The sequence below is a fragment of the Arthrobacter sp. YAF17 genome (assembly GCF_052113365.1).
GTDB lineage: Bacteria > Actinomycetota > Actinomycetes > Actinomycetales > Micrococcaceae > Arthrobacter.
The window spans coordinates 523,472-543,584 of sequence record NZ_JBFRDB010000001.1; the positions used below are offsets into that span (position 1 = coordinate 523,472).

Annotated in this window: 18 protein-coding genes; 6 read left to right on the top strand and 12 right to left on the bottom strand. The window is 66.9% G+C overall.

The window, feature by feature from the left end; translation table 11 throughout:
* Nucleotides 1-2: 2 nt before the first annotated feature.
* Nucleotides 3-743: an ASCH domain-containing protein gene (locus AB4Y67_RS02450; RefSeq protein WP_441404214.1), complete on the bottom strand. Its 741-nt coding sequence runs from the start codon at nt 741-743 to the stop codon at nt 3-5.
* A gap of 109 nt (nt 744-852) precedes the next feature.
* Between AB4Y67_RS02450 and AB4Y67_RS02455 the strand changes: the two genes are divergently transcribed.
* Both AB4Y67_RS02455 and AB4Y67_RS02460 read left to right on the top strand, forming a co-directional pair.
* The gene (locus tag AB4Y67_RS02455) at nt 853-1,434 is read left to right on the top strand and encodes an AAA family ATPase (RefSeq protein WP_441404215.1); all 582 of its coding nucleotides are present in this window, start codon (nt 853-855) and stop codon (nt 1,432-1,434) included.
* Between the two features lie 25 nt (nt 1,435-1,459).
* On the top strand, nt 1,460-2,116 hold the full coding sequence (locus tag AB4Y67_RS02460) for a class I SAM-dependent DNA methyltransferase (RefSeq protein WP_441404216.1): 657 nt from the start codon (nt 1,460-1,462) through the stop codon (nt 2,114-2,116).
* Between the two features lie 9 nt (nt 2,117-2,125).
* Here the strand turns inward: AB4Y67_RS02460 and AB4Y67_RS02465 are convergent, their stop codons facing one another.
* From AB4Y67_RS02465 to aspS, 4 genes are all read right to left on the bottom strand, one after another.
* Complete coding sequence (locus tag AB4Y67_RS02465) at nt 2,126-2,401, bottom strand: helix-turn-helix domain-containing protein (protein ID WP_441404217.1); 276 nt, start codon at nt 2,399-2,401, stop codon at nt 2,126-2,128.
* Complete coding sequence (locus AB4Y67_RS02470) at nt 2,401-2,892, bottom strand: DUF2975 domain-containing protein (RefSeq protein WP_441404218.1); 492 nt, start codon at nt 2,890-2,892, stop codon at nt 2,401-2,403. The genes AB4Y67_RS02465 and AB4Y67_RS02470 overlap by 1 nt, the downstream gene beginning before the upstream one ends.
* A 110-nt stretch (nt 2,893-3,002) precedes the next feature.
* A complete protein-coding gene (locus tag AB4Y67_RS02475; RefSeq protein WP_441404219.1) occupies nt 3,003-3,788 on the bottom strand; it encodes a GNAT family N-acetyltransferase in 786 nt (261 codons plus the stop codon).
* 108 nt (nt 3,789-3,896) lie between these two features.
* Nucleotides 3,897-5,690: an aspartate--tRNA ligase gene (gene aspS, locus AB4Y67_RS02480; protein ID WP_441404220.1), complete on the bottom strand. Its 1,794-nt coding sequence runs from the start codon at nt 5,688-5,690 to the stop codon at nt 3,897-3,899.
* A gap of 107 nt (nt 5,691-5,797) precedes the next feature.
* Between aspS and AB4Y67_RS02485 the strand changes: the two genes are divergently transcribed.
* The gene (locus AB4Y67_RS02485) at nt 5,798-7,096 is read left to right on the top strand and encodes an APC family permease (protein WP_441404221.1); all 1,299 of its coding nucleotides are present in this window, start codon (nt 5,798-5,800) and stop codon (nt 7,094-7,096) included.
* A 29-nt stretch (nt 7,097-7,125) separates the two neighbouring features.
* Here AB4Y67_RS02485 and hisS read toward each other — a convergent pair whose 3' ends face one another.
* Nucleotides 7,126-8,472 (bottom strand): histidine--tRNA ligase, encoded by a 1,347-nt coding sequence (hisS, locus tag AB4Y67_RS02490; RefSeq protein ID WP_441404222.1) that lies wholly within the window; start codon nt 8,470-8,472, stop codon nt 7,126-7,128.
* A 257-nt stretch (nt 8,473-8,729) separates the two neighbouring features.
* Between hisS and AB4Y67_RS02495 the strand changes: the two genes are divergently transcribed.
* The 3 genes from AB4Y67_RS02495 (at nt 8,730) to AB4Y67_RS02505 (ending at nt 12,142) form a co-directional block, all read left to right on the top strand.
* Nucleotides 8,730-9,551 (top strand): peptidylprolyl isomerase, encoded by an 822-nt coding sequence (locus AB4Y67_RS02495; protein ID WP_441404223.1) that lies wholly within the window; start codon nt 8,730-8,732, stop codon nt 9,549-9,551.
* A gap of 61 nt (nt 9,552-9,612) precedes the next feature.
* Nucleotides 9,613-11,334 carry a DUF349 domain-containing protein gene (locus AB4Y67_RS02500; RefSeq protein WP_441404224.1) on the top strand — a complete coding sequence of 574 codons (1,722 nt, stop codon included), beginning with the start codon at nt 9,613-9,615 and terminating at the stop codon, nt 11,332-11,334.
* 190 nt (nt 11,335-11,524) lie between these two features.
* Nucleotides 11,525-12,142, top strand: a complete 618-nt coding sequence (locus AB4Y67_RS02505) for a hypothetical protein (protein ID WP_441404225.1) — start codon at nt 11,525-11,527, stop codon at nt 12,140-12,142.
* A gap of 29 nt (nt 12,143-12,171) precedes the next feature.
* On the opposite strand, the gene AB4Y67_RS02510 is transcribed toward AB4Y67_RS02505, so the two are convergent.
* The 6 genes from AB4Y67_RS02510 to ruvA form a co-directional block, all read right to left on the bottom strand.
* Complete coding sequence (locus tag AB4Y67_RS02510) at nt 12,172-14,565, bottom strand: RelA/SpoT family protein (protein ID WP_441404226.1); 2,394 nt, start codon at nt 14,563-14,565, stop codon at nt 12,172-12,174.
* 174 nt (nt 14,566-14,739) lie between these two features.
* A complete protein-coding gene (gene secF / locus AB4Y67_RS02515; RefSeq protein WP_441404227.1) occupies nt 14,740-15,759 on the bottom strand; it encodes a protein translocase subunit SecF in 1,020 nt (339 codons plus the stop codon).
* Nucleotides 15,760-17,526 carry a protein translocase subunit SecD gene (gene secD, locus AB4Y67_RS02520; protein WP_441404228.1) on the bottom strand — a complete coding sequence of 589 codons (1,767 nt, stop codon included), beginning with the start codon at nt 17,524-17,526 and terminating at the stop codon, nt 15,760-15,762.
* A 106-nt stretch (nt 17,527-17,632) separates the two neighbouring features.
* Nucleotides 17,633-18,031: a preprotein translocase subunit YajC gene (gene yajC, locus AB4Y67_RS02525; protein ID WP_441404328.1), complete on the bottom strand. Its 399-nt coding sequence runs from the start codon at nt 18,029-18,031 to the stop codon at nt 17,633-17,635.
* 236 nt (nt 18,032-18,267) lie between these two features.
* A complete protein-coding gene (gene ruvB, locus AB4Y67_RS02530; protein WP_441404229.1) occupies nt 18,268-19,380 on the bottom strand; it encodes a Holliday junction branch migration DNA helicase RuvB in 1,113 nt (370 codons plus the stop codon).
* The gene (gene ruvA, locus AB4Y67_RS02535) at nt 19,373-20,020 is read right to left on the bottom strand and encodes a Holliday junction branch migration protein RuvA (protein WP_441404230.1); all 648 of its coding nucleotides are present in this window, start codon (nt 20,018-20,020) and stop codon (nt 19,373-19,375) included. Before ruvA ends, ruvB begins: the two co-directional genes overlap by 8 nt.
* Between the last annotated feature and the right edge of the window lie 93 nt (nt 20,021-20,113).

Sequence of the window (20,113 nt, forward strand, 5' to 3'; positions counted from 1 at the left end):
AACTATATCGATCCGGAATCGGCGGGACGTGACCATTGAGGCTCCTGAAGATGGAATCGGACAACACTGATGAGTGCGTCGTCGGCCAGGCCGGGGTAATGGTGCCTCAGTCCCGTACGCAGAGCTTCCAGCGAAGATGCTCCTTCCAGTTCCGCGTGTTCCGGCGTCAATTCGTCAAAGCGGAGTTCCTCGACGTCGTCAATCACGCCGTGGAGACGGCGGTATCCATCGTCATCTTCGAAGACGAAGAGGGCGGGTCCGATTTCCACCGGATCCCGGTATCTGGTGGTAGCAGTCTTCTGACCAGACCGGACTCGGTCAAAGTACGCGCTGTTGAACCGGACAATTCGTTCGGCCACCCCCGGGTAGCGATAAGCGAAAGGCAACAGCTCATGGACGGGTCTGCAGTCCGGCCCTTCCGCCGTGGGCACGATGACGAAGCAGTCCGGGTGCAGATCCAGGAGGATCTGGCGGCAGCGTCCGCAGGGGGCAATGACGCCTCTGATGTCGTTGCCTACTGCGACCATTGTTGTCAGCGGCCCGGCACCGGCCGTCGCAGCTGCCCCGAGAACCACAAGTTCGGCGCACGGTCCCCCAGTGAAGTGGTAGACGTTCGTGCCGGTGAAGATCCGCCCTTCCGTGTCCATGGCGGCTGCGGCGACCGTGTGGTTGGGCGAATCACCGATCCGGCCCGCTAACTCGCTCGCCGCGTCGAGTACACGCTGTTCGTTGGCATACAACATCGGATCATCCTCGCATGCGCCCCGGCATGCGTCGTGGAACGCCAACCGGGGCCGCACCCCAAGATGCACGTGGCGGTGTTTCCCTAACCCGTCGGCCTAAGCTCTACCCATGCATTCTCATAGCGTCCCGCTGCCCTTAGCCCCGAAGCGCGTGCTGGTGGCAGGGGTATCGGGTGTTGGCAAGACAACGCTCGCCCGGCGAATCGCTGCCATCACGGGTGGCCCGCACACAGAGATCGACGCGCTCTTCCACGGACCGGCATGGACTCCACGACCGGAGTTTCTCGCCGACGTTTGCTCGCTGATCAGCACCGGCTCGTGGACCACGGAGTGGCAGTACGACGCCGCGCGGCCGCTGCTCGCCGAGAACGCAGAGGTGCTGGTCTGGCTCGACCTGCCCTTTGTGCGCGTCACGCTTCCCCGCCTCGTCCGGCGCACCGTCCGCCGCCGCCGGAGCCTGGAAGAGCTGTGGAACGGCAACCGCGAAGCGCCACTGTGGACGGTCGTCACCGATCCTGAACACATTGTGCGCTGGGCCATCAGGTCCCGGCGGAACTACCACGAGGCCGTGCCCGCCCTCCTCCAGAAGCACCCGCACCTCACAGTTGTACGGTTGCGTTCGCAGCAGGAAGCCGAGGATTGGCTGGCCGGGCCGCTGGCCGCTGCGGTCAGCGCGTCCGCACGGGACTGACAAGGGTGCCCGGTAGCCTGTCCGAATGATTGCTGATGATCACCTCGACAGTGTCCGGTCAACGTACGACGCCGTTGCGGAAAGTTACGCCCGACTGCTGCCGGATGCCAGCTTCGAAGCACCGGCGGACCATGGCATGATCAGCGCGTTCGTCGCCCACGTGACCGAGGGGAACGCCCAATCAGTGGTCGATGCCGGGTGTGGGACGGGCCGCATGACCCGGTTGCTGGCGTCACTGGGTGTGGACGTGTCAGGGATTGATGTGTCCCCCGGGATGATCTCCGTGGCCCGCAGGAACTATCCTGAGCTCTGCTTTGCAGCCGCCGGGCTGTCCGAGCTTCCGTTCCCGGACAGGCAGCTGGCCGGGGTCTTCGCCTGGTATTCGATCATCCATTCGCCGCCCGAGGAACTCCCCCGGGTGTTCGCCGAGTTCTTCCGCGTCCTGGCGCCCGGGGGCCATGCACTGCTCAGCTTCCAGGTCGGTGAGGGCCACCGGCATCTCTCACGCGCCTACGGGCTCGACGTGTCGCTGGAGTCCCAGCTGTTCACACCGGAGACCATCGCCGAACTCCTGGCGGACGCCGGCTTCAGCGTGACCGCCCGGATGACACGCCCACCACGTTCCCAGGAAAACACGCCCCAGGCCGTTCTCCTCGCACACCGGCCGGCCGCGGGCACTTAGCCCTGCCGGTCACGGCTCGGCCCCTCCAGGCAGGAGTGGGCGTTCACGGCCGTCGCCGGCCGACGTCACGGCCGTCGAAGCCTCGGGTTCCCAGCGCAGCAGTTCTCCAGGCTGGCAGTCGAGTACTGCGCACAGCGCTTCGAGCGTCGTGAAGCGAATAGCCTTGGCGCGGCCGTTCTTGAGCACGGCCAGGTTCGTGGGCGTGATGCCGACGCGGTCCGCAAGCGCTCCGACGGACATCTTGCGCTTGGCAAGCAGTAAGTCGATGTCGACGACGATCGGCATCAAATCACCTCGTCCAGTTCAGTCCGCAAGAATGCCGCTTCAGCCTCACGAGCGACCGCCTGAGCCAGCAGGATCCGCAGCACCCGCACGATCAGTGCCGTCCCGGCGATCATCAGGGACGCCCCGCAGATCAAGAGGACGACGCCGGGAGCGGTCTCGCCCGGCGCAAGGATGACGGCGATGCCGAACATCAGCAGCGATGCGGCCACGATGGCTCCGAAGATGACGTCCACGAACCGGAAAGCGGCGTGGGAGAACACAGTTCCTCGGCGCACCATCGTCAGCAGACGCCACACACACCCCAAGGTGACCTGAACGCTCACGATGCCCAGGACCACGATCACCAAGAGAGCGGTGCGCGGCCCGCTGGGAGCACCGGACTCCTCCAAATCGATGGACAGTAGCGGCACCATCCACACCTGCACGAACAGCGAGCCGGCGAGCCCCATCGCGAGGACTGCGCGGAGTGCGAGGACTGTTGACTTTCCCAATGGGCTCCCTTGTCGATGAACAACTAAATTCTATCGATAATCGACAACCAAAGTAAAGCCTCTCCCGGCCAGGGTGCTGGCGGCAGCCGGTGGGCGTAGCGGACGGGAAGTCAGCAGCCGGTCAGGTGGCGCTTGAGCCGTTCCTGCCGGTAGAGGTACCGGGCCGCCGCGCGGAACCCAGCGCGGGCATAGAGTTCGCGGGCTCCGGCATTGGAGGCCATCACCAGCAGCCAGTAACTGCCGAGGCCCCGGGCGTCACCTTCGCGCAGCAGCGCCTGCAGGATGCGGGAGGCATTGCCGTGCCGCCGGGCGTCCGGGCGCGTCGCCATGCAGTACAGCCCGCCCGTGCCGCCGGCAGCGCCGGACGGAACCGCAAGGCGTCCGACGGCGGCGGGCCGGCCGCCGTCGTCCCGCACGAGGGCGTACAGCGAGGGGCAGCGTTCAAGGATCCCGCGGGCGACGGCGAGGGCAGTCTCGTCGCCGCGTCCGTCCACGCTCCACCACAGCCGCAGCCACTCCGCGGATGGTTCCGTGGAAATCTCTACGCCGGGATCGGCCGGGGCATCTGTCCCGCCGTCGCGGACCAACACCAGGGTCTCGGACTGCCGGGTAAACCCCTCAGCGTCCAGGACGGCGTTGAGCGGTGCGTAACGCGGATTATCGAAGACCTGAAAGATCAACGGCAGCCGGCGGTTCCGGTACCAGAGGCGTGCCTCCCGGAGCGTGGCGAGCTGCCCGTGGATGTCGCCACCGGGTTCGCGGGGCCAGACGGAGTTGGCCCGCTGGGTCACGCCGGAGGCAGCCCGGAGCACCCAGCCGCCGGACTCCTCCCGCTCCGCGGCAGGCCACGCGGCGTCCATCAGCCCTTCAATCCCGGGCATCGGTTCCGGTGCCATGCAACCCCCTCCGTCCTCACCGTCTTCCAATACTTTGGAGACAGCAGTTTCTGCCACAGCAAAGGCCCCCCGGTTTCCCGGAGAGCCTTTGCTGATCATCGATTCAGGCTACTTGGCGTCGTCCGCCGGCGGCGCAGCCTTCTTGGCTTCCGGCTTGAAGTCCACGCCGGCTTCCTTGCGCTGCTGCGCCGTGATCGGTGCCGGGGCCTGGGTCAGCGGGTCGAACCCGCCGCCGGACTTCGGGAACGCGATGACGTCGCGGATGGACTCGACGCCCGCCAGCAGCGCAACCACGCGGTCCCAGCCGAACGCGATGCCGCCGTGGGGCGGTGCGCCGAACTTGAAGCCTTCAAGCAGGAAGCCGAACTTGGTCTGGGCGTCCGCCTTGTCCAGGCCCATGAGTTCGAAGACCCGTTCCTGCACGTCGCGCTCGTGGATACGGATCGAGCCGCCGCCGATCTCGTTGCCGTTGCAGACGATGTCGTAGGCGTAAGACAGGGCCGACTCGGGATCCTGGTCGAAGCTGTCCATGAACTCGGGCTTGGGCGAGGTGAACGCGTGGTGCACGGCGGTCCACTTGCCTGCGCCGACGGCGACGTCACCGGAGGCCACTGCGGCTGCGGCGGGTTCGAACATCGGTGCGTCCACCACCCAGCAGAAGGCCCAGTCGGCGGGGTTGATCAGGCCGGTGCGGTGGCCGATTTCCACGCGGGCAGCACCAAGGAGGGCGCGGGACGGGGTCTTCTCGCCGGCGGCGAAGAAGATGCAGTCGCCGGGCTTGGCGCCGACGGCGTCGGCGAGGCCTGCACGCTCGGTGTCGGTGAGGTTCTTGGCGACGGGGCCGGCGAGCTCGCCGTCTTCCTTGTACAGGACGTACGCCAGGCCCTTGGCGCCGCGCTGCTTGGCCCATTCCTGCCACGCGTCGAGGGCGCGGCGGGCCTGGGAGGCGCCGCCCGGCATAACGACGGCGCCGACGTAAGGCGCCTTGAAGACGCCAAAGTTGGTGTCCTTGAAGAACTCGGTCAGCTCGGTGAGCTCCTGGCCGAAACGCAGGTCCGGCTTGTCCGAGCCGTAGCGGGCCATGGCGTCGTGGTAGGTGATGCGCTGAATCGGCGTCGGGATTTCGACGTCGATCAGCTTCCACAGCGCCTTGACGATGTTTTCGCCGAGACTGATGATGTCGTCCTGCTCGACGAAGCTGGCTTCGATGTCGAGCTGGGTGAATTCCGGCTGGCGGTCCGCGCGGAAGTCCTCGTCGCGGTAGCAGCGGGCGATCTGGTAGTACTTCTCGAAGCCGCCCACCTGCAGGAGCTGCTTGAACAGCTGCGGGGACTGCGGCAGCGCGTACCAGGAGCCCGGCGCCAGGCGTGCGGGAACCACGAAGTCGCGGGCGCCTTCCGGCGTCGACCGGGTCAGCGTCGGGGTTTCGATCTCGACGTAGCCGTCCTGGTGGAGCAGCTCGCGGGCCACGCGGTTGGCCTCGGAGCGCAGGCGCAGGTTGCGGGCGGGGCCGGGGCGGCGCAGGTCCAGGTAGCGGTGCTTGAGGCGGGCTTCCTCGCCGACCTCGACGTGCTCATCAATCTGGAACGGCAGCGCATCGGACGTGTTGAGGATGGTGACCTTTTCGGCCATGACCTCGATCTCGCCGGTGGCCAGCGCGGGGTTCTCGTTGCCCTCGGGGCGCCGGGAAACGGTGCCCACGATCTGCAGCACGAACTCGTTGCGCAGGCCGTGGAAGACCTCTTCTTCACGGACGACCACCTGGGACACGCCCGAAGCGTCGCGCAGGTCAACGAAGGCGACACCACCGTGGTCACGACGCCGGCCGACCCAGCCGGCGAGGGTTACGGTTTGTCCAATGTGCTCGGAACGAAGGGATCCGAGGTCATGTGTGCGCAGCACAGCACGCCTTTCTGAAGAAGACAGAGGGAAATCAAAACTCATGTTCAATAGGATCGCTACAGGAACGATCCCGTACGAGTTTACCCGTTGGAAGGGCCCCTCCCGCCATGGCAAGCCGCCACCAGAGCCAGCCGCCCCCGGACCAGCACCGCCAGCAGCGGCTGCAGCGCCGGCTGGGCGTTCTAAATTCGACCGCGATCGGGCTCGGCTCCATGCTGGGCGCCGGCGTCTTTGTGGTCTTCGCACCGGCGGCTGCACTGGCCGGTCCCCTGCTGGCCGTTGCCGTGGCGGTCGCCGGTGTGATCGCGTACTGCAACGCGGTGGCCTCCGCCCAGCTGGCGGCCAGATACCCGTCCAGCGGCGGCACGTACGTCTACGGGCGGATCCGGCTGGGCGAGTGGCCCGGCTTTATCGCGGGCTGGGGTTTCGTGACCGGCAAGACGGCTTCCTGCGCGGCCATGGCCCTGACGTTCGGCCACTATGTGGCGCCGGAATTCGCGACGCCGCTGGCGGTGGCCGCCGTCGTGGTCCTGACAGGAGTGAACCTGCTGGGGATCACCAGGACGGCGTTGCTGACCCGGATCCTGCTCGGCGTGGTGCTCGCGACCCTGGCCTTCGTGGCGGCCGCCATGATTCTTGGTCCGCATGCCGCCTCCGACGGCGGCCCCGGCACGGCCGCCGGGGCGGGCGGCTGGGGTGTGCTCCCCGCCGCGGGGCTGATGTTTTTTGCCTTCGCCGGCTATGCCCGGATCGCGACGCTCGGCGAAGAGGTCAAGGACCCCGCCCGCACCATTCCGCGCGCCATCTTCGCGGCGCTGGCCGCGGCGTTCGTGATCTACCTCGGGCTGGCGCTCCTGCTGCAGTGGCACCTGCCGCCTCAGCAGCTTGCCGGCTCAACGGCGCCGCTGCTCGACGCCGTGGCCAGCTCGCAGCTGAGCGCCGGCGCCCCGTTCGTCCAGGCGGGTGCGGCGGCCGCGTGCCTTGGCGCGCTGCTGGCACTCATCACGGGGGTGGGCCGGACCGCCATGGCGATGGCGCGGGAGCGGGACCTGCCGTCCCCGCTCGCTCGGGTGGGCGGCGCGCACACCGTTCCTGTCCTCGCCGAACTGACCGTCGCGGCCGCCGTCACAGTGCTGCTGCTGACCACCAGCGTGCTGACCGTCGTGGGCTTTTCCAGCTTCGGTGTGCTGGTCTACTACTCGGTGACGAACGCCGCAGCCTTCACCCTGCCAGCGCGCCCATGGCATGCGCCGCGCTGGCTTAACGTCCTGGGGTTCCTCGGCTGCCTGCTCCTGGCCGTGACACTGCCGCCCGCCTCGGTGCTGGGCATGGCGGCAGTGCTGGCCGTGGGCATGGCCGGCCGCTTCGTGGTGCTGCGGCTGCGGCGCCGGAACGCCGCCACTTAGACGGCGTTCAGGTGCTGCATTCGGGCCGCTTAGGCCTTCAGCACGCGGACGTGCAGGTCGTCCGCGGCCGGAGCCCAGGTAGCTGGATCGGCGTCGAGCTGTTCGCCGGTGCGGATGTCCTTGACCTGGTGCTTGCCGTCGTCGTCGGTGAACCAGACGAAGGGGATGCCGCGGCGGTCGGCGAATTTGATCTGCTTGCCGAACTTTTCGGCCTTAGCCGCGACCTCGGTGGCGATCCCCCGGCCGCGGAGTTCCGCGGCGACGTCCTGCGCCGCGCCCCAGCTGTCATCGCTGTTCAGTGCCACCAGCACGGCCGTCGGCACGGATCGTGTTGCCTTGGCGAGGTCCTGGCTGAGGATCCGGGAAACCAGTCGAGTCACGCCGATGGAGAGGCCGACGCCGGGGAACTTGCGGTTGCCCTTGCTGGCGAGGGCGTCGTAGCGTCCGCCGGAGCAGATCGAGCCGAGCTGCTCATGGCCCACCAGGAGGGTTTCCACCACGGTGCCGGTGTAGTAGTCCAGGCCGCGGGCGATGCTGAGGTCCGCGACCACCTTACCGGGCGCCCGTTGGACGGCAGCGGCGATGACCTGCTCCAGCTCGGCCAGGCCCTCTTCCAGCAGTTCGTTGCTGACCCCGAGCGCGCGGACCTGCGCCACGAAGGAGGTGTCCTCAGTGCGGATCGAGGCCAGGTTGAGGGCGGAATGGGCCTGCTCGTCGGTGGCGCCGAGCTCGGATTTGAGCAGTTCCGCCACCTTGGCCGGGCCGATCTTCTCCAGTTTGTCGATGCTGCGCAGCACCCCGGCGGTATCGGTGAGTCCGATGCCGTTGTAGAAGCCCTCCGCCAGTTTGCGGTTGTTGATCCGGAGCAGGAAGTCCGGGATTGGCAGGGCGCTCAGGGCCTCGGCAATGACCAGGGCAATCTCGACGTCGTAGCGGAACGGGAGTTCGCCGTCGCCCACAATGTCGATGTCCGCCTGGGTGAACTCGCGGGCACGGCCTTCCTGCGGACGTTCGCCGCGCCAGACCTTCTGGATCTGGTAGCGGCGGAACGGGAACGCGAGGTAGCCGGCGTTTTCGACGACGTACCGGGCGAACGGCACGGTCAGGTCGAAGTGCAGGGCCAGGGCGTGCGGATCGCCCTTGTGTGACTTGGCTTCCTCGCTCTCCTCGTCCTGCAGCCGGCTCAGCCCGTAGACCTCTTTGTCGATCTCGCCCTTGCGCAGCAGCTGCCCGACGGTTTCCACGGCACGGGTCTCGATCGAGGAAAAGCCATGGAGTTCGAAGACCCGGCGCAGCGTGTCCAGCACATGCAGCTCCACCAGCCGTTCCTCGGGAAGCCACTCGGGGAATCCGGACAGGGAGGCGGTGCGTGCCATGGTGGATTTTCTCCTCTGGTAAAACCGGCAGGAGCCTGCTGCGCCGCGTTGCGGCCGAAACGGGCCGTCCGAAACGGGGATCAGATGGGCAGCAGAGCGGCCGGTCATGCATAAACTGTGTGCGGCAGTCAGTTTATGCGTTCCGCGCCCGCAACTTCTAATGGGGCCGGCACGTCGGGACTGCCGGCAGCACTACCGCTGAACGCACGACGGCGCCCCGGCGCCGCACAGTTTCGGCCAGACAAGCAGGAGGACTTTTGGCGGCCAATTCACGGAGCGCCCGCGAAGCCAAGCGGCGCGTCCAGCAAATGGAGGCAAAGCGCGAGCTGCGCAAGGAGCAGGACAAGCGCCGGAAGCGCGACAACGTCCTCGCTATTGGCGCCGGCACCGCCGCAGTGGTGGTTGCCCTGGTGCTCCAGCTGACGGTCTTCTCGTCCAACCCGACCGAAGACGAATACGCCGCGGCACAGGCCGGGCTGACCAGCCCCTCCGCTACTCCTCCCGTTCCGCCGTCGCCCTCTGCCTCCCCCACCGCCAACGCCGAGAACATCCCGAAGCCCGAGACCGCGGCAGGCAAGACTTTCACCGGCGAACTCAAGCTCAACAGCGGCACGCTCGGCGTCGAACTCGACGGCACGGCGGCGCCCCAGGCGGCCGCCGTCTTCAAGTCTCTCGCGGACCAGAACTTCTACGCCGGGCTCAACTGCCACCGGCTCACCACGGCCGAGACCTTCGGCGTGCTGCAGTGCGGCTCCAAGTCCGGCGACGGCAGCAGCGACCCGAGCTTCACCTGGGGTCCGCTGGAAAACACCCCGCAGGACAACAACTACCCCGCCGGTACCATCGCTGTCGCCAGGAGCGGCGGAAACGCGTACGGCAACGGCACGCAGTTCTTCATCGTCTACAAGGACACCGTCATTCCGGCCGACGCCGCCGGCGGCTACACCGTGGTGGGCAAGGTGACCTCAGGCCTGGACGTGGTGAACAGCATTGCGGCCGCCGGACTAAAACCGGGTGATAACGCCACAGACGGCGCACCTGCGGAACCAGTCACGATAGACTCGTTCTCTCTGAAGTAACCAGCCGTTGCCCTTGTGGCCACGGCCCCGGTATTTCCCTCCAAGCGAAAGACTTCTAGCGGTGACAGACAGTCAGAAATCCGACGAAACAGTGTCAGCAGCAGCTGCCAACGAGACCGAAGCTGAGGCCAACGTGCCGGCTCAGGCGACCGACACTCCCGAAAACACGGTGCCGGAACCGGCAACTGAGCCGGTAACGGAGACGGCGACGGAGACGGCGACGGCGACGGAGGCCCCCGCGGCCGACGCCGGGACCTCCACCGCGGCTCCCGAGGCTGCGGCGGAGGAATCCGCGCCCGAGGCATCCGCGGCCGGCGCCGGGACCAGCACCGCGGCTCCCGAGGCAGCTGAGGCAACCGCTGACGAGGCCCCCGCGGAAGAAGCAGTACCTGCAGCCCCCGCCGCCACGACGCCGGCGCCGGCTCCCGCCCGTCCGGCGCCGTCACCGGCAGCATTCGCGGCCCGTCCGAAGGCCAAGCCCTCACCGGCCGCCCCCGCCGCCGCGCCGGCAGCAGTGTCCTCCGCCGCGTCGCTGGCCGAAGCGGCCCGCTGGGGCCGCGTTGAAGGTGACGGCCACGTTTTCCTGACCGTCGACGGCGAGGAGCATCCCGTCGGCCAGTACCCGGGCGTCAGCGATGACGAAGCCCTGGGCTACTTCGCCCGGAAGTTCGACGACATCGTCGCGCAGATTGTCCTGCTGGAACAGCGCGTCAGCTCCAAGGCGCCCACCACGGACATGCAGAAGACCGTTGCCCACCTGCGCGAGCAGCTGGCCGAGCGCAACATGGTAGGCGATCTTCGCTCCGCCGAGGCCCGCCTGGACACCCTCTCCCAGCAGATCACGGCGCTCGAAAAGGCTGAAAAGGCCGAACACGACGCCGTCCGCGCCGCCGAGCTGAAGGCCCGCGAGGCAATCGTCGCCGAAGCTGAAGAGATCGCCGGCCACGACCCGGCCCAGATCCAGTGGAAAACCTCTAGCGCCCGGATGAACGAACTGTTCGAGAGCTGGAAGACCGCGCAGAAGAGCGGCGTCCGTCTTGGCCGCAGCAACGAGGACGCCCTTTGGAAGCGCTTCCGTGCCGCACGCACCGTCTTTGACCGGCACCGCCGCGCGTACTTCTCCCAGCTGGACAGCAATAACTCGGCAGCCAAGGCCGCCAAGGAAAAGCTGATCACCGAGGCGGAGGCACTCTCGACGTCCACCGACTGGGGCTTTGCCGCGGGCGAGTACCGCCGGCTGATGGACCAGTGGAAAGCCTCACCGCGCGCCAGCCGCAAGGACGACGACGCCCTCTGGGCCCGTTTCCGTGCCGCGCAGGACGTCTTCTTCACCCACCGGCAGGCTGCCAACGATGAGATCGACCAGGAATATGGCGCGAACCTGGTGGTCAAGGAAGCCCTGCTGGCAGAAGCCAACGAGCTGCTCCCCATCACGGACCTTGCGGCCGCCAAGAAGGCCCTGCAGTCCATCCGTGACCGCTGGGAAGAAGCCGGCAAGGTTCCGCGCGCCGATATGGGACGCGTTGAAGCCGGACTCCGCAAGGTCGAAGACGCCGTACGCCACGCCGAGGACGAGAACTGGAAGCGGTCCAATCCTGAGACGAAGGCGCGCACCAACAGCGCTCTGACGCAGCTGGAATCCGCCATCTCCGGGCTCCGGGATGACCTCGCCAAGGCAGAGAAGGCCGGCGACGAGCGCAAGATCAAGGCCGCCAAGGAAGCCCTCGAGGCCCGTGAGGCCTGGCTGGAACAGCTTGAGAAGTCAGCGAGCGAACTCTCCTAGACGGTAGGCACCAGCCACTGAAGCTGGCTGTCTGATACAGGCCCCGCACCGGTTATCCACATGACCGGGACGGGGCCTGTTCGCCTTATCCAGGACCGGACAGGATGGCTGGATGGTCAATGTTTCCGGCCCTCCAGCGACCGCCCCGCCCCCGCCTCATTTGGCACAGTCTGACTTGGTGTTGTCCCGCGTGGCACCGTCTCACGCGGCGCCGCCCCCATTCGCACCGTCTCACTCGGCACCGCTTGAGCTCTACTCCCCCGGGGCGCTTTTCACCTGGCCCGAGCTGCAGGCCATGGCGTCCGACGGCGTGCTGACCCAGCTCTACCAGCGCGGCTATCTGCCCCCGGGCAGCCGGGCCACTCCGCAGCTCCGGGCCCGCGCCGCGGCCGTCCTCATCCGTCCGGCAATCCGGCAGCGGGTCGTTGCAGGAAGGATGACTGCGGCCTGGATCTATGGCTGCGCCGCTGAACCGGACCGGCTCGCCCTGCTTGTGGACGCCAACCGGCGGATTTCCAGCCTCAGGTCCATGCGGGGGTGCACGTTCCACGAAGTGCGCCTCGGCGCGTTCGACGTCGTGAGCCTGGGCGGACTGATGGTCTCCAGCCCGCTGCGGACCTCAGTGGACATCGCCCTGCACGTGGACGCCGAGCGTGCCATACCGGCCCTGCGCGCGCTCCTGGCCCAGCCCGCACTGGGCGTGCGGTTGCGGCTGCTCAGGCTCGCTGTGGAGGCCACCCCGAGGGTGCCGCACAAGAACGCCGCTCTGGCGAAGCTCGAGCACCTCCGGGCCGGCCCGGCGCCTTAGCCCGCGGCGGATCCGAAAGCGGCAGCGTATTAGCTCCGCCGCCGGTTGCCGGTAGTGCGGTACACGTCGAAGACGCCGTCGATGCGGCGGACGGCGCTCAGCACATGGCTCAGGTACTTGGGGTCGCCCATCTCGAAGGCGAACTTGGAGATCGCCACCCGGTCCGTGGACGTGTGCACGCTGGCCGCCAGAATGTTGACGTGGTTCTCGGACAGGATCCGCGTTACATCCGAAAGCAAGGATTTGCGGTCGAGCGCTTCGACCTGGATTTCGACCAGGAAGACGCTCGACTGCGTGGGTGCCCAATCGACCTCGACGATCCGGTCGGGCTGCTCCAGCAGTCCGCTGACGTTGGTGCAGTCCGTCCGGTGCACGGAGACGCCGGAGCCGCGGGTGACGAAGCCCAGGATCGGGTCAGGCGGTACCGGCGTGCAGCAGCGCGCGAGTTTCACCCAGACGTCGTCCACACCGCGCACCACGACTCCGGAATCGGAATACCGGGCCTTGGTGACCTGGGTCGGGATGGATACCTCGGTGAGGTCGTCCTCGGGGGTGTCGTTGCCGCCAAGGCTCTCCACCAGGCGTTCCATGACGGACTGCGCGGAGGTGTGCCCGTCACCCACACCGGCGTAGAGGCCGGAGATGTCGACGTACTTGAAGTCCTCGGCCACCGCGGCGAGGGCGTCATGCGTCATGAGGCGCTGCAGCGGGAGGTTCTGCTTGCGCATCGCCTTGGTCAGCAGTTCCTTGCCGCGGTCGATCGACTCCTCGCGGCGTTCCTTGCTGAACCACTGCCTGATCTTGTTTCGGGCGCGGGCGCTCTTGACGAAGTGCTGCCAGTCCTGGCTGGGCCCGGCCCCTTCGGCTTTGGAGGTGAAGATCTCCACCCAGTCGCCGTGGTTGAGTTCGCTGTTGAGCGGGACCAGTTTGCCATTGACGCGGGCGCCGATGGTCCGGTGGCCCACCTCGGTGTGGACGGCATACGCGAAGTCCACGGGTGTGGAGCCCGCGGGCAGGGCCATGACCTCGCCCTTGGGCGTGAAGACGAACACCTCACGGGCGTTGATTTCAAAGCGCAGGGAGTCGAGGAACTCCCCCGGGTCCGAGGTCTCCTGCTGCCAGTCAACGAGGGAACGGAGCCAGCCCATGTCGCCGTCGCGCGGGCTGCCCGGCCCGGCGGCCGTGCGGTTCGGCTGGTCCTTGTACTTCCAGTGCGCGGCGACGCCGTATTCGGCGCGGCGGTGCATTTCATGGGTACGGATCTGGATCTCCACGGGCTTGCCGCCCGGGCCGATCACGGTCGTATGCAGAGACTGATACATGTTGAACTTGGGCATCGCGATGTAGTCCTTGAACCGCCCCGGCAGGGGGTTCCAGCGCGAGTGCATCGCGCCCAGTGCCGCGTAACAGTCCCGGACGGAATCCACCAGGACCCGGACGCCCATCAGGTCGTTGATGTCGTCGAAGTCCTTATCCCGGACGATCATCTTCTGGTAGATCGAGTAGTAGTGCTTGGGCCGGCCCGTGATGGTGGCCTTGATCTTGGCCTCGCGCAGATCATCGGTGATCTGGTTGCGGATCACGGAGAGGTTCTTTTCGCGTTCGGGGGTCCGGTCCCCCACCATGCGCACGATTTCCTCGTAAACCTTCGGGTACAGGGCCGCGAAGGAGAGGTCCTCCAGCTCCCATTTGATCGTGTTCATGCCGAGCCGGTGCGCCAGCGGGGCGAAGATTTCCAAGGTTTCCCGCGCCTTGCGCGCCGACGACTCTGCCGAGACGAAACGCCAGGTCCTGGCGTTGTGCAACCGGTCGGCCAGCTTGATCATCAGGACCCGGATGTCCTTGGCCATGGCCACGACCATCTTGCGGACGGTCTCGGACTGGGCTGCCTCGCCGAAGCTGACCTTGTCCAGCTTGGTGACACCGTCCACCAGCATGGCGACTTCCGGCCCGAACTCGCCCCGCAGGTCATCCAGGGTGTAGGAGGTGTCCTCAACGGTGTCGTGCAGGAGCGCCGCTGCCAGTGTGGTTCCGCTGAGCCCGAGTTCGGCCAGGATGGTGGCCACCGCCACCGGGTGCGTGATGTACGGGTCACCGCTCTTGCGCTTCTGCCCGCGGTGGCAGCGCTCCGCCACAATGAAGGCACGCTGGATGAGGTCGAAGTCCTCTTTTGGGTTGTTGGCCCGGACCGTCCGCAGCAGCGGCTCAAGGATGGGGGAATAGGCGGGGGCGCCGCGTCCGGTCAAGCGGGCAAGCCGGGAACGGGTGCGTTCACGACGGCCGGGGAAAGTGGGGCGTGCGCCCGAGCTGTCCACGGGCACCGGCGGATCTGCGCGTCCGGGAGCCACCACGCCAGTCTGCGAACCCTGACCTGAAGCCTTAGCCACCGGCGCTGATGGCACCGGCGTCGAACGTTCTTCCAATGGAGCACCTCTCCGAACCCGTTAATTCTTCCAGTCTATTCCCGCAGCAGGATACTTCGATAACCGGCGGCCATACGGCGACGGGCCGGAGAGCGTCACGAATGACGTTCTCCGGCCCGTCGGACCGCGGGACAGTTCCCGGCGGCGGTGACCGGTCGGGCAGGACCGCTGCGGCTATGCCGTGGCGGGCTCCGCCGGGGACTCAGCCTTGGCAGCTTGGGCGCGGCGGTGAGCCACACGCTCGGCCTGCTTGACCAGTTCCGGTTCGCCCTGGCGCAGCCAGGCGTAGAGCGGCGCAGCGATGAAGATCGTGGCCGCAGTGCCGATCAGGATGCCGACGAACAGGGCCAGCGACAGGTCCCGCAGCGTTCCGGCGCCCAACAGACCCGCGCCGATGAACAGGATCGCACCTACGGGCAGGATGGCCACCATCATGGTGTTGATGGAGCGGACCAGGGTCTGGTTGACGGCGAGGTTGACTTCCTCGCCGAAGGTCCGCCGCGTGGAGGCCTGGAGGTCCGCTGTATTCTCGCGGATCTTGTCGAAGACCACCACGGTGTCATAGAGCGAGTAGCTCAACACGGTCAGGAAGCCGATGATCGCCGAAGGCGTGACTTCGAAATCGCTCAGGGCGTAGACGCCGGCGGTGATGAACATGGTCACCAGCATGCCGACGATCGCCGAGAGCGACATCTTCCAGGTCCGGAAGTACAGCGCCATCAGCACCGCGGCGAGTCCGACGAAGATTCCCAGGCCCAGCAGGGCCTGCTTGGTGACGTCGGCGCCCCACGTGGGGCCGATGAAGGTGGACGTCACCTCGTTGTCCGTCACTCCGTAGGCCTCGGTGAGGCCCGCCTTGATCTGGAGCGTCTCGTCGTCGGTCAGCTTGTCCGTCTGGATCCGCATCGTGTTGCCTGCGACGTTGGCCACCCGCGGGACACTACCGGAAACAACATCCTTGACCGCCTGCTCGCCCACGTTGGCGTCCGTGGTCTTCACGTTGGAGACGGTGAATTCCGAGCCGCCCCGGAATTCGATGCCGAGGTTGAAGCCGCCCTTGACGACAGGCAGGAGGATCGAGAGCGCCACCAGGACGGCCGCGATCAGGAACCAGATTTTCTTGGATCCGACGAAGTCGTACGAGCGCTTGCCCGTGTAGAGCTCGTTACCGAAATTGGCGAAGCTGGTGGCCATTTAGTTGCCCTCCTTGGTCGAGCTCTTGGAGGAACCAGCAAGCTGTTCCTGCCGTTCGGCGAGGCGTCGTTCTGCAATGGTCATCCGGCGTTCGGCTTCAGCCGCGGCGCCGGTATTCTTGGCACGGAGCGCGGCAACCTGGGCCGGCTTGTCCGCAGGGGTGCGGAACCGGCCCGCGCCCCGGTACAAGGGGACGGCGCCGAGGCTCTTCGGGTCCAGCCCGGAGAGCCGGTGGCCTTCACCGAAGAACTTGGTGCGGGCCAGCAGCTGCAGGGTCGGGTGGGTGAACATAAAGACGACGAGCAGGTCGGCCAGCGCGGTCAGGCCGAGGGTGAACGCGAAGCCGCGGACGTTGCCCACCGCCACGAAGTACAGGACGACGGCGGCCAGCAAGTTGACGGCCTTGGACGCCAGGACCGTGCGCTTGGCACGCTTCCAGCCGTTCTCGACTGCCGAGACAAGGCCGCGGCCTTCACGGAGCTCATCGCGGATTCGTTCGAAGTAGACGATGAACGAGTCCGCGGTCTGGCCGATGGCCACGATGATGCCCGCGACGCCCGCGAGGGACAGCCGGTAATTCTCGGTCCAGCCCAGGATGTCGATGGCCAGGAACGTCAGGGCGCCCGCGACCACGAGGGACGCGACGGTGACGAGGCCCAGTGCCCGGTACTGGAACAGGGAGTACACCACCACCAGCAGCAGGCCGATCAGGCCGGCGAGCAGGCCCATGCGGAGCTGCTCACCGCCGAGGGTCGCGGAGATCTGCTGTTCGCTCTGGATCTCGAAGCTGATCGGCAGGGCGCCGAAGCGGAGCTGGTCGGAGAGGGCCTTCGCGGACTGCTCGGTGAACCCGCCGGTGATCTGCGGGCGGCCATCAGTGATGACTGCCTGGGAGCGCGGGGCGGAGATGACCTGGTCGTCCAGGACGATCGCGAACTGGGACTTCGGATCCGAGCCGCTCTCACCGCCGGCTTCGACATAGAACTTGTTCAGCCGCTCTGTGACCGTCTTGAACTTGGCAGTGCCTTCGTCATTGAACTGGATGTTCACAGCCCACTCGTTGGTCACGGCGCCCTGGGCACCGCGCTGCAGCTGGAAGGTGGAACCGGAGATGCTCGATCCCTTGACCTCAACCGGGCCGAGGATGTACTTGATTGCGGGACGGCCCTCGGATGCAGGTTCGCAGGTGACCAGCGGCTTGGCCGGGTCGGAGCGTTCCTGCTTGTCCTGCGACGGGTTGTCGCAGTCGAGCGCCTCGAACTGCTTGTAGAGCTCGGGGGTAATCCAGTTCACGTCGCTGCCGTTGGCGGGCTCCGCGGTGGGCTTGGGCAGCTGGTCCTCCGGAGTCTGCGCCTCCGCGGGGACTGCCGCGCCGGGACCGGCCTGCAGCACAGGCCGGAAGTTCATGTCGGCGGATGCCTGGATCAGCGCTCGGGTTTCCTTCGACGGGGTGCCGGGAAGGCTGACCACGACGTTGCGTCCGGACTGCGTACTGATTTCGGCTTCGGCGACGCCGGAGCCATCCACGCGCTGGCGGATGATCGCCACGGCTTGGTTGAGCTGCTCTTCGGTGATGTCCGAACCGCCCTCAACCTTGGGCGCCAGGATCATCTGGGTGCCGCCTTCAAGGTCCAGGGCAAGCTTTGGAGCCCAGCTCGCCTGGCCGGCCATGGTGCCGCCTGCCAGGACAGCGGTCAGGACGGCAAGGATAACGCCGAGCCAGACCAGCACCCTGAGGGCTGTGTTTTTGGGGCCAGTTCGTGCCATTGTCGATCTTTCTATTATTTACGGAGGAACCGCCGGTGCAGACCAAGGAGGCCGCTCCGGCGGTTGCCCGCAACCGTTACTTCGCGGGATAGCTCAAGCAGGCAGACTAGCTGTCTTTCTTGCCTTCGTCGTTGAGGCGGCGCAGGGTTTCTTCCGGCGTCTCGTCGCGCGGGGCATCGTTGACCGTTGCGGCGCTGTCGGTGGTCAGGGAAGAGGCGTCGTCGGGGACAACCGTGGGCTCTTCAGCCGGGACAACCGGCTCGACGATCTTGGTGACGGCCTGGCGGTGCACGGTGGCGGTGTTGCCCGGGGAGAGTTCCAGCAGGACCTTGTTCTCTTCATCGTCGATCTCGACGATCCGGCCGTACAGGCCAAAGCTGGTCATGACCTCGACACCCGGAGCGAACTTCGACTGGAGCTGCGACTGCTGCTGCTGGGTCTTCTTGTTGCGGCGGAACATCATGAAGACGAAGACGCCGAGCATGGCGAACAGCAGGATGGTCATGATGTCGATGCCGCCGCCGGCCTGCGGCTGGGTCTGGGCAGAAATAAGTCCGAACACAGGAATAGTTCCGTTCTGTACTTGCGTAGCTGGTTTTACAGCAACGTCCGCTTCGCTTCGGGCTGGCCGGCAGCGAACCATGCCAAGCCGGCGGCCAGGTGGTGGCCGCGCACAGAAACAAAGACCCGAACGTGCCGAGCGTCATACCAGTCTACAAGGGAAAACGTGCCGGAGCGGTGCTATTGACTATTACGGATCCATTCCGGATCAGCGTCCTGGCCCAGCCCGCCCGCAATCCCGGGCTCGTCGTCGGAGGCTTCGAAGAGCTCCAGCGGGTCCTGCGCGAACACTCCGGCCGGAACCGCGAAGCCGAGGTGCGTCCAGGCGGGGGCGAGGGCGATCCTCCCCCGCGGGGTTCGTCCCAGCAGCCCCTCGCGGACGAGGTAGGGTTCGGCGACCGTTTCCACGGTTTCGGTCTCTTCGCCGACGGCGATCGCCAGGGTGGACAGGCCCACCGGTCCGCCGCCGAATTTGGTGATGAGGGCTTCCAGGACGGCGCGGTCCAGCCGGTCCAGGCCGCGCTTGTCCACTTCATACATGTCCAGCGCCGCGGAGGCGGCGCGGGCGTCGATCTGCTCGATCCCGTGCACCAGCGCCCAGTCCCGGACCCGGCGCAAGAGCCGGTTGGCGATGCGGGGTGTGCCGCGGGACCGCCCCGCGATTTCGCTGAACCCGGCGGAGTTGACCTTGAGGTCCAGGAGCCCGGCGGAGCGCCGGAGCACGAGTTCCAGTTCGGACACGGAGTAGAACTCGAGGTGGCCGGTGAAGCCGAAGCGGTCCCGGAGCGGCCCGGGCAGCAGACCGGCACGGGTCGTGGCGCCGACCAGGGTGAACGGCGGAAGTTCCAGCGGGATGGCTGTTGCGCCGGCGCCCTTGCCCACAACAATGTCAACCCGGAAGTCTTCCATCGCCATGTAGAGCATTTCCTCGGCCGGCCGGGACATCCGGTGGATCTCATCGAGGAAGAGGACTTCGCCTTCGGAGAGGGAGGAAAGGATGGCGGCCAGATCCCCTGCGTGCTGGATGGCGGGACCGCTGCTGATCCGCAGGGGGGCGTTCATTTCGGCGGCAATGATCATGGACAGCGTCGTCTTGCCCAGCCCGGGCGGCCCGGAGAGCAGAACGTGGTCGGCGCTGCGGCCGCGCATCCGGGAGGCCTCCAGGACAAGGGAAAGCTGTTTGCGGACCCGGTGCTGGCCCACGAAGTCGTGCAGGTTCTTGGGCCGGAGCGCGGCCTCGATGACCCGCTCCTCCGGTACCTCTCCCCCGCCCACCAGGGACGGCTCAGCCACGGGCGCCTATCCTGTTCCCCGCGCGGGCGCCGTCCTGGCCCAGCCAGCGGAGGGTGGCCCGCAGGATCTCGGCGACGTTGCCGTTCTCGGCCAGTTCGGGTGAATCCGCCAGGGACTTGTCGATGCTGGAGGTGGCGTCCTTCTCGGACCAGCCAAGGCTCGTCATGGCCGCGACGACCTGCGGCTTCCAGATTGCTTCGGCGGATGCGGCCGGAGCCGTGGTCCCCGCGGCGGTGCCGTGCGGCACCAGCTTGCCGGCCAGTTCCAGCACGATCCGCCCGGCGACCTTGGGGCCAATGCCGGGGACCTTGGTGAATGCTTTACCGTCCCCGGAGTGTGCTGCGACGCGGATCGCTTCCGGCTCGTGCACGGCCAGGACCGCCAACGCGAGCCGGGGGCCGACGCCGCTGACGCTGAGCAGGACGTCGAAGACCTCGCGTTCGTCGTCGCTGCCGAAACCAAACAGGGTGAGGGAGTCCTCGCGCACGATCAGGGAGGTGAAAAGCTTCCCCTCGTCGCCGACGCGGAGCCGGCCGAGGGTCTGTGGGGTGGCGTTCACGCTCATGCCGGCGCCGTTGAGGTCGATCACGGCGGAGGACAGGCCGACGTGCGCTACGGTTCCGCGGAGAAAACTGATCAAAGCCGGGCTCCTGAAAATTCAGCTGAAAATAGAACCGGGAGGACCCGGTTATCCGAACATATCTACGAATACCCTACCAAGCTCCGCGGCGGA

What these genes read in the sequence shown, in the direction of transcription:
- AB4Y67_RS02475 (WP_441404219.1), bottom strand. Translation starts at nt 3,788, where the DNA reads ATGGCACCGGAACCGATGCCCGGGATTGAAGGGCTGATGGACGCCGCG.
- AB4Y67_RS02455 (WP_441404215.1), top strand. Translation starts at nt 853, where the DNA reads ATGCATTCTCATAGCGTCCCGCTGCCCTTAGCCCCGAAGCGCGTGCTG.
- AB4Y67_RS02485 (WP_441404221.1), top strand. Translation starts at nt 5,798, where the DNA reads ATGGCAAGCCGCCACCAGAGCCAGCCGCCCCCGGACCAGCACCGCCAG.
- secD (WP_441404228.1), bottom strand. Translation starts at nt 17,526, where the DNA reads ATGGCACGAACTGGCCCCAAAAACACAGCCCTCAGGGTGCTGGTCTGG.
- yajC (WP_441404328.1), bottom strand. Translation starts at nt 18,031, where the DNA reads ATGACCATCCTGCTGTTCGCCATGCTCGGCGTCTTCGTCTTCATGATG.
- secF (WP_441404227.1), bottom strand. Translation starts at nt 15,759, where the DNA reads ATGGCCACCAGCTTCGCCAATTTCGGTAACGAGCTCTACACGGGCAAG.
- AB4Y67_RS02450 (WP_441404214.1), bottom strand. Translation starts at nt 743, where the DNA reads ATGTTGTATGCCAACGAACAGCGTGTACTCGACGCGGCGAGCGAGTTA.
- hisS (WP_441404222.1), bottom strand. Translation starts at nt 8,472, where the DNA reads ATGGCACGCACCGCCTCCCTGTCCGGATTCCCCGAGTGGCTTCCCGAG.
- AB4Y67_RS02465 (WP_441404217.1), bottom strand. Translation starts at nt 2,401, where the DNA reads ATGCCGATCGTCGTCGACATCGACTTACTGCTTGCCAAGCGCAAGATG.
- AB4Y67_RS02460 (WP_441404216.1), top strand. Translation starts at nt 1,460, where the DNA reads ATGATTGCTGATGATCACCTCGACAGTGTCCGGTCAACGTACGACGCC.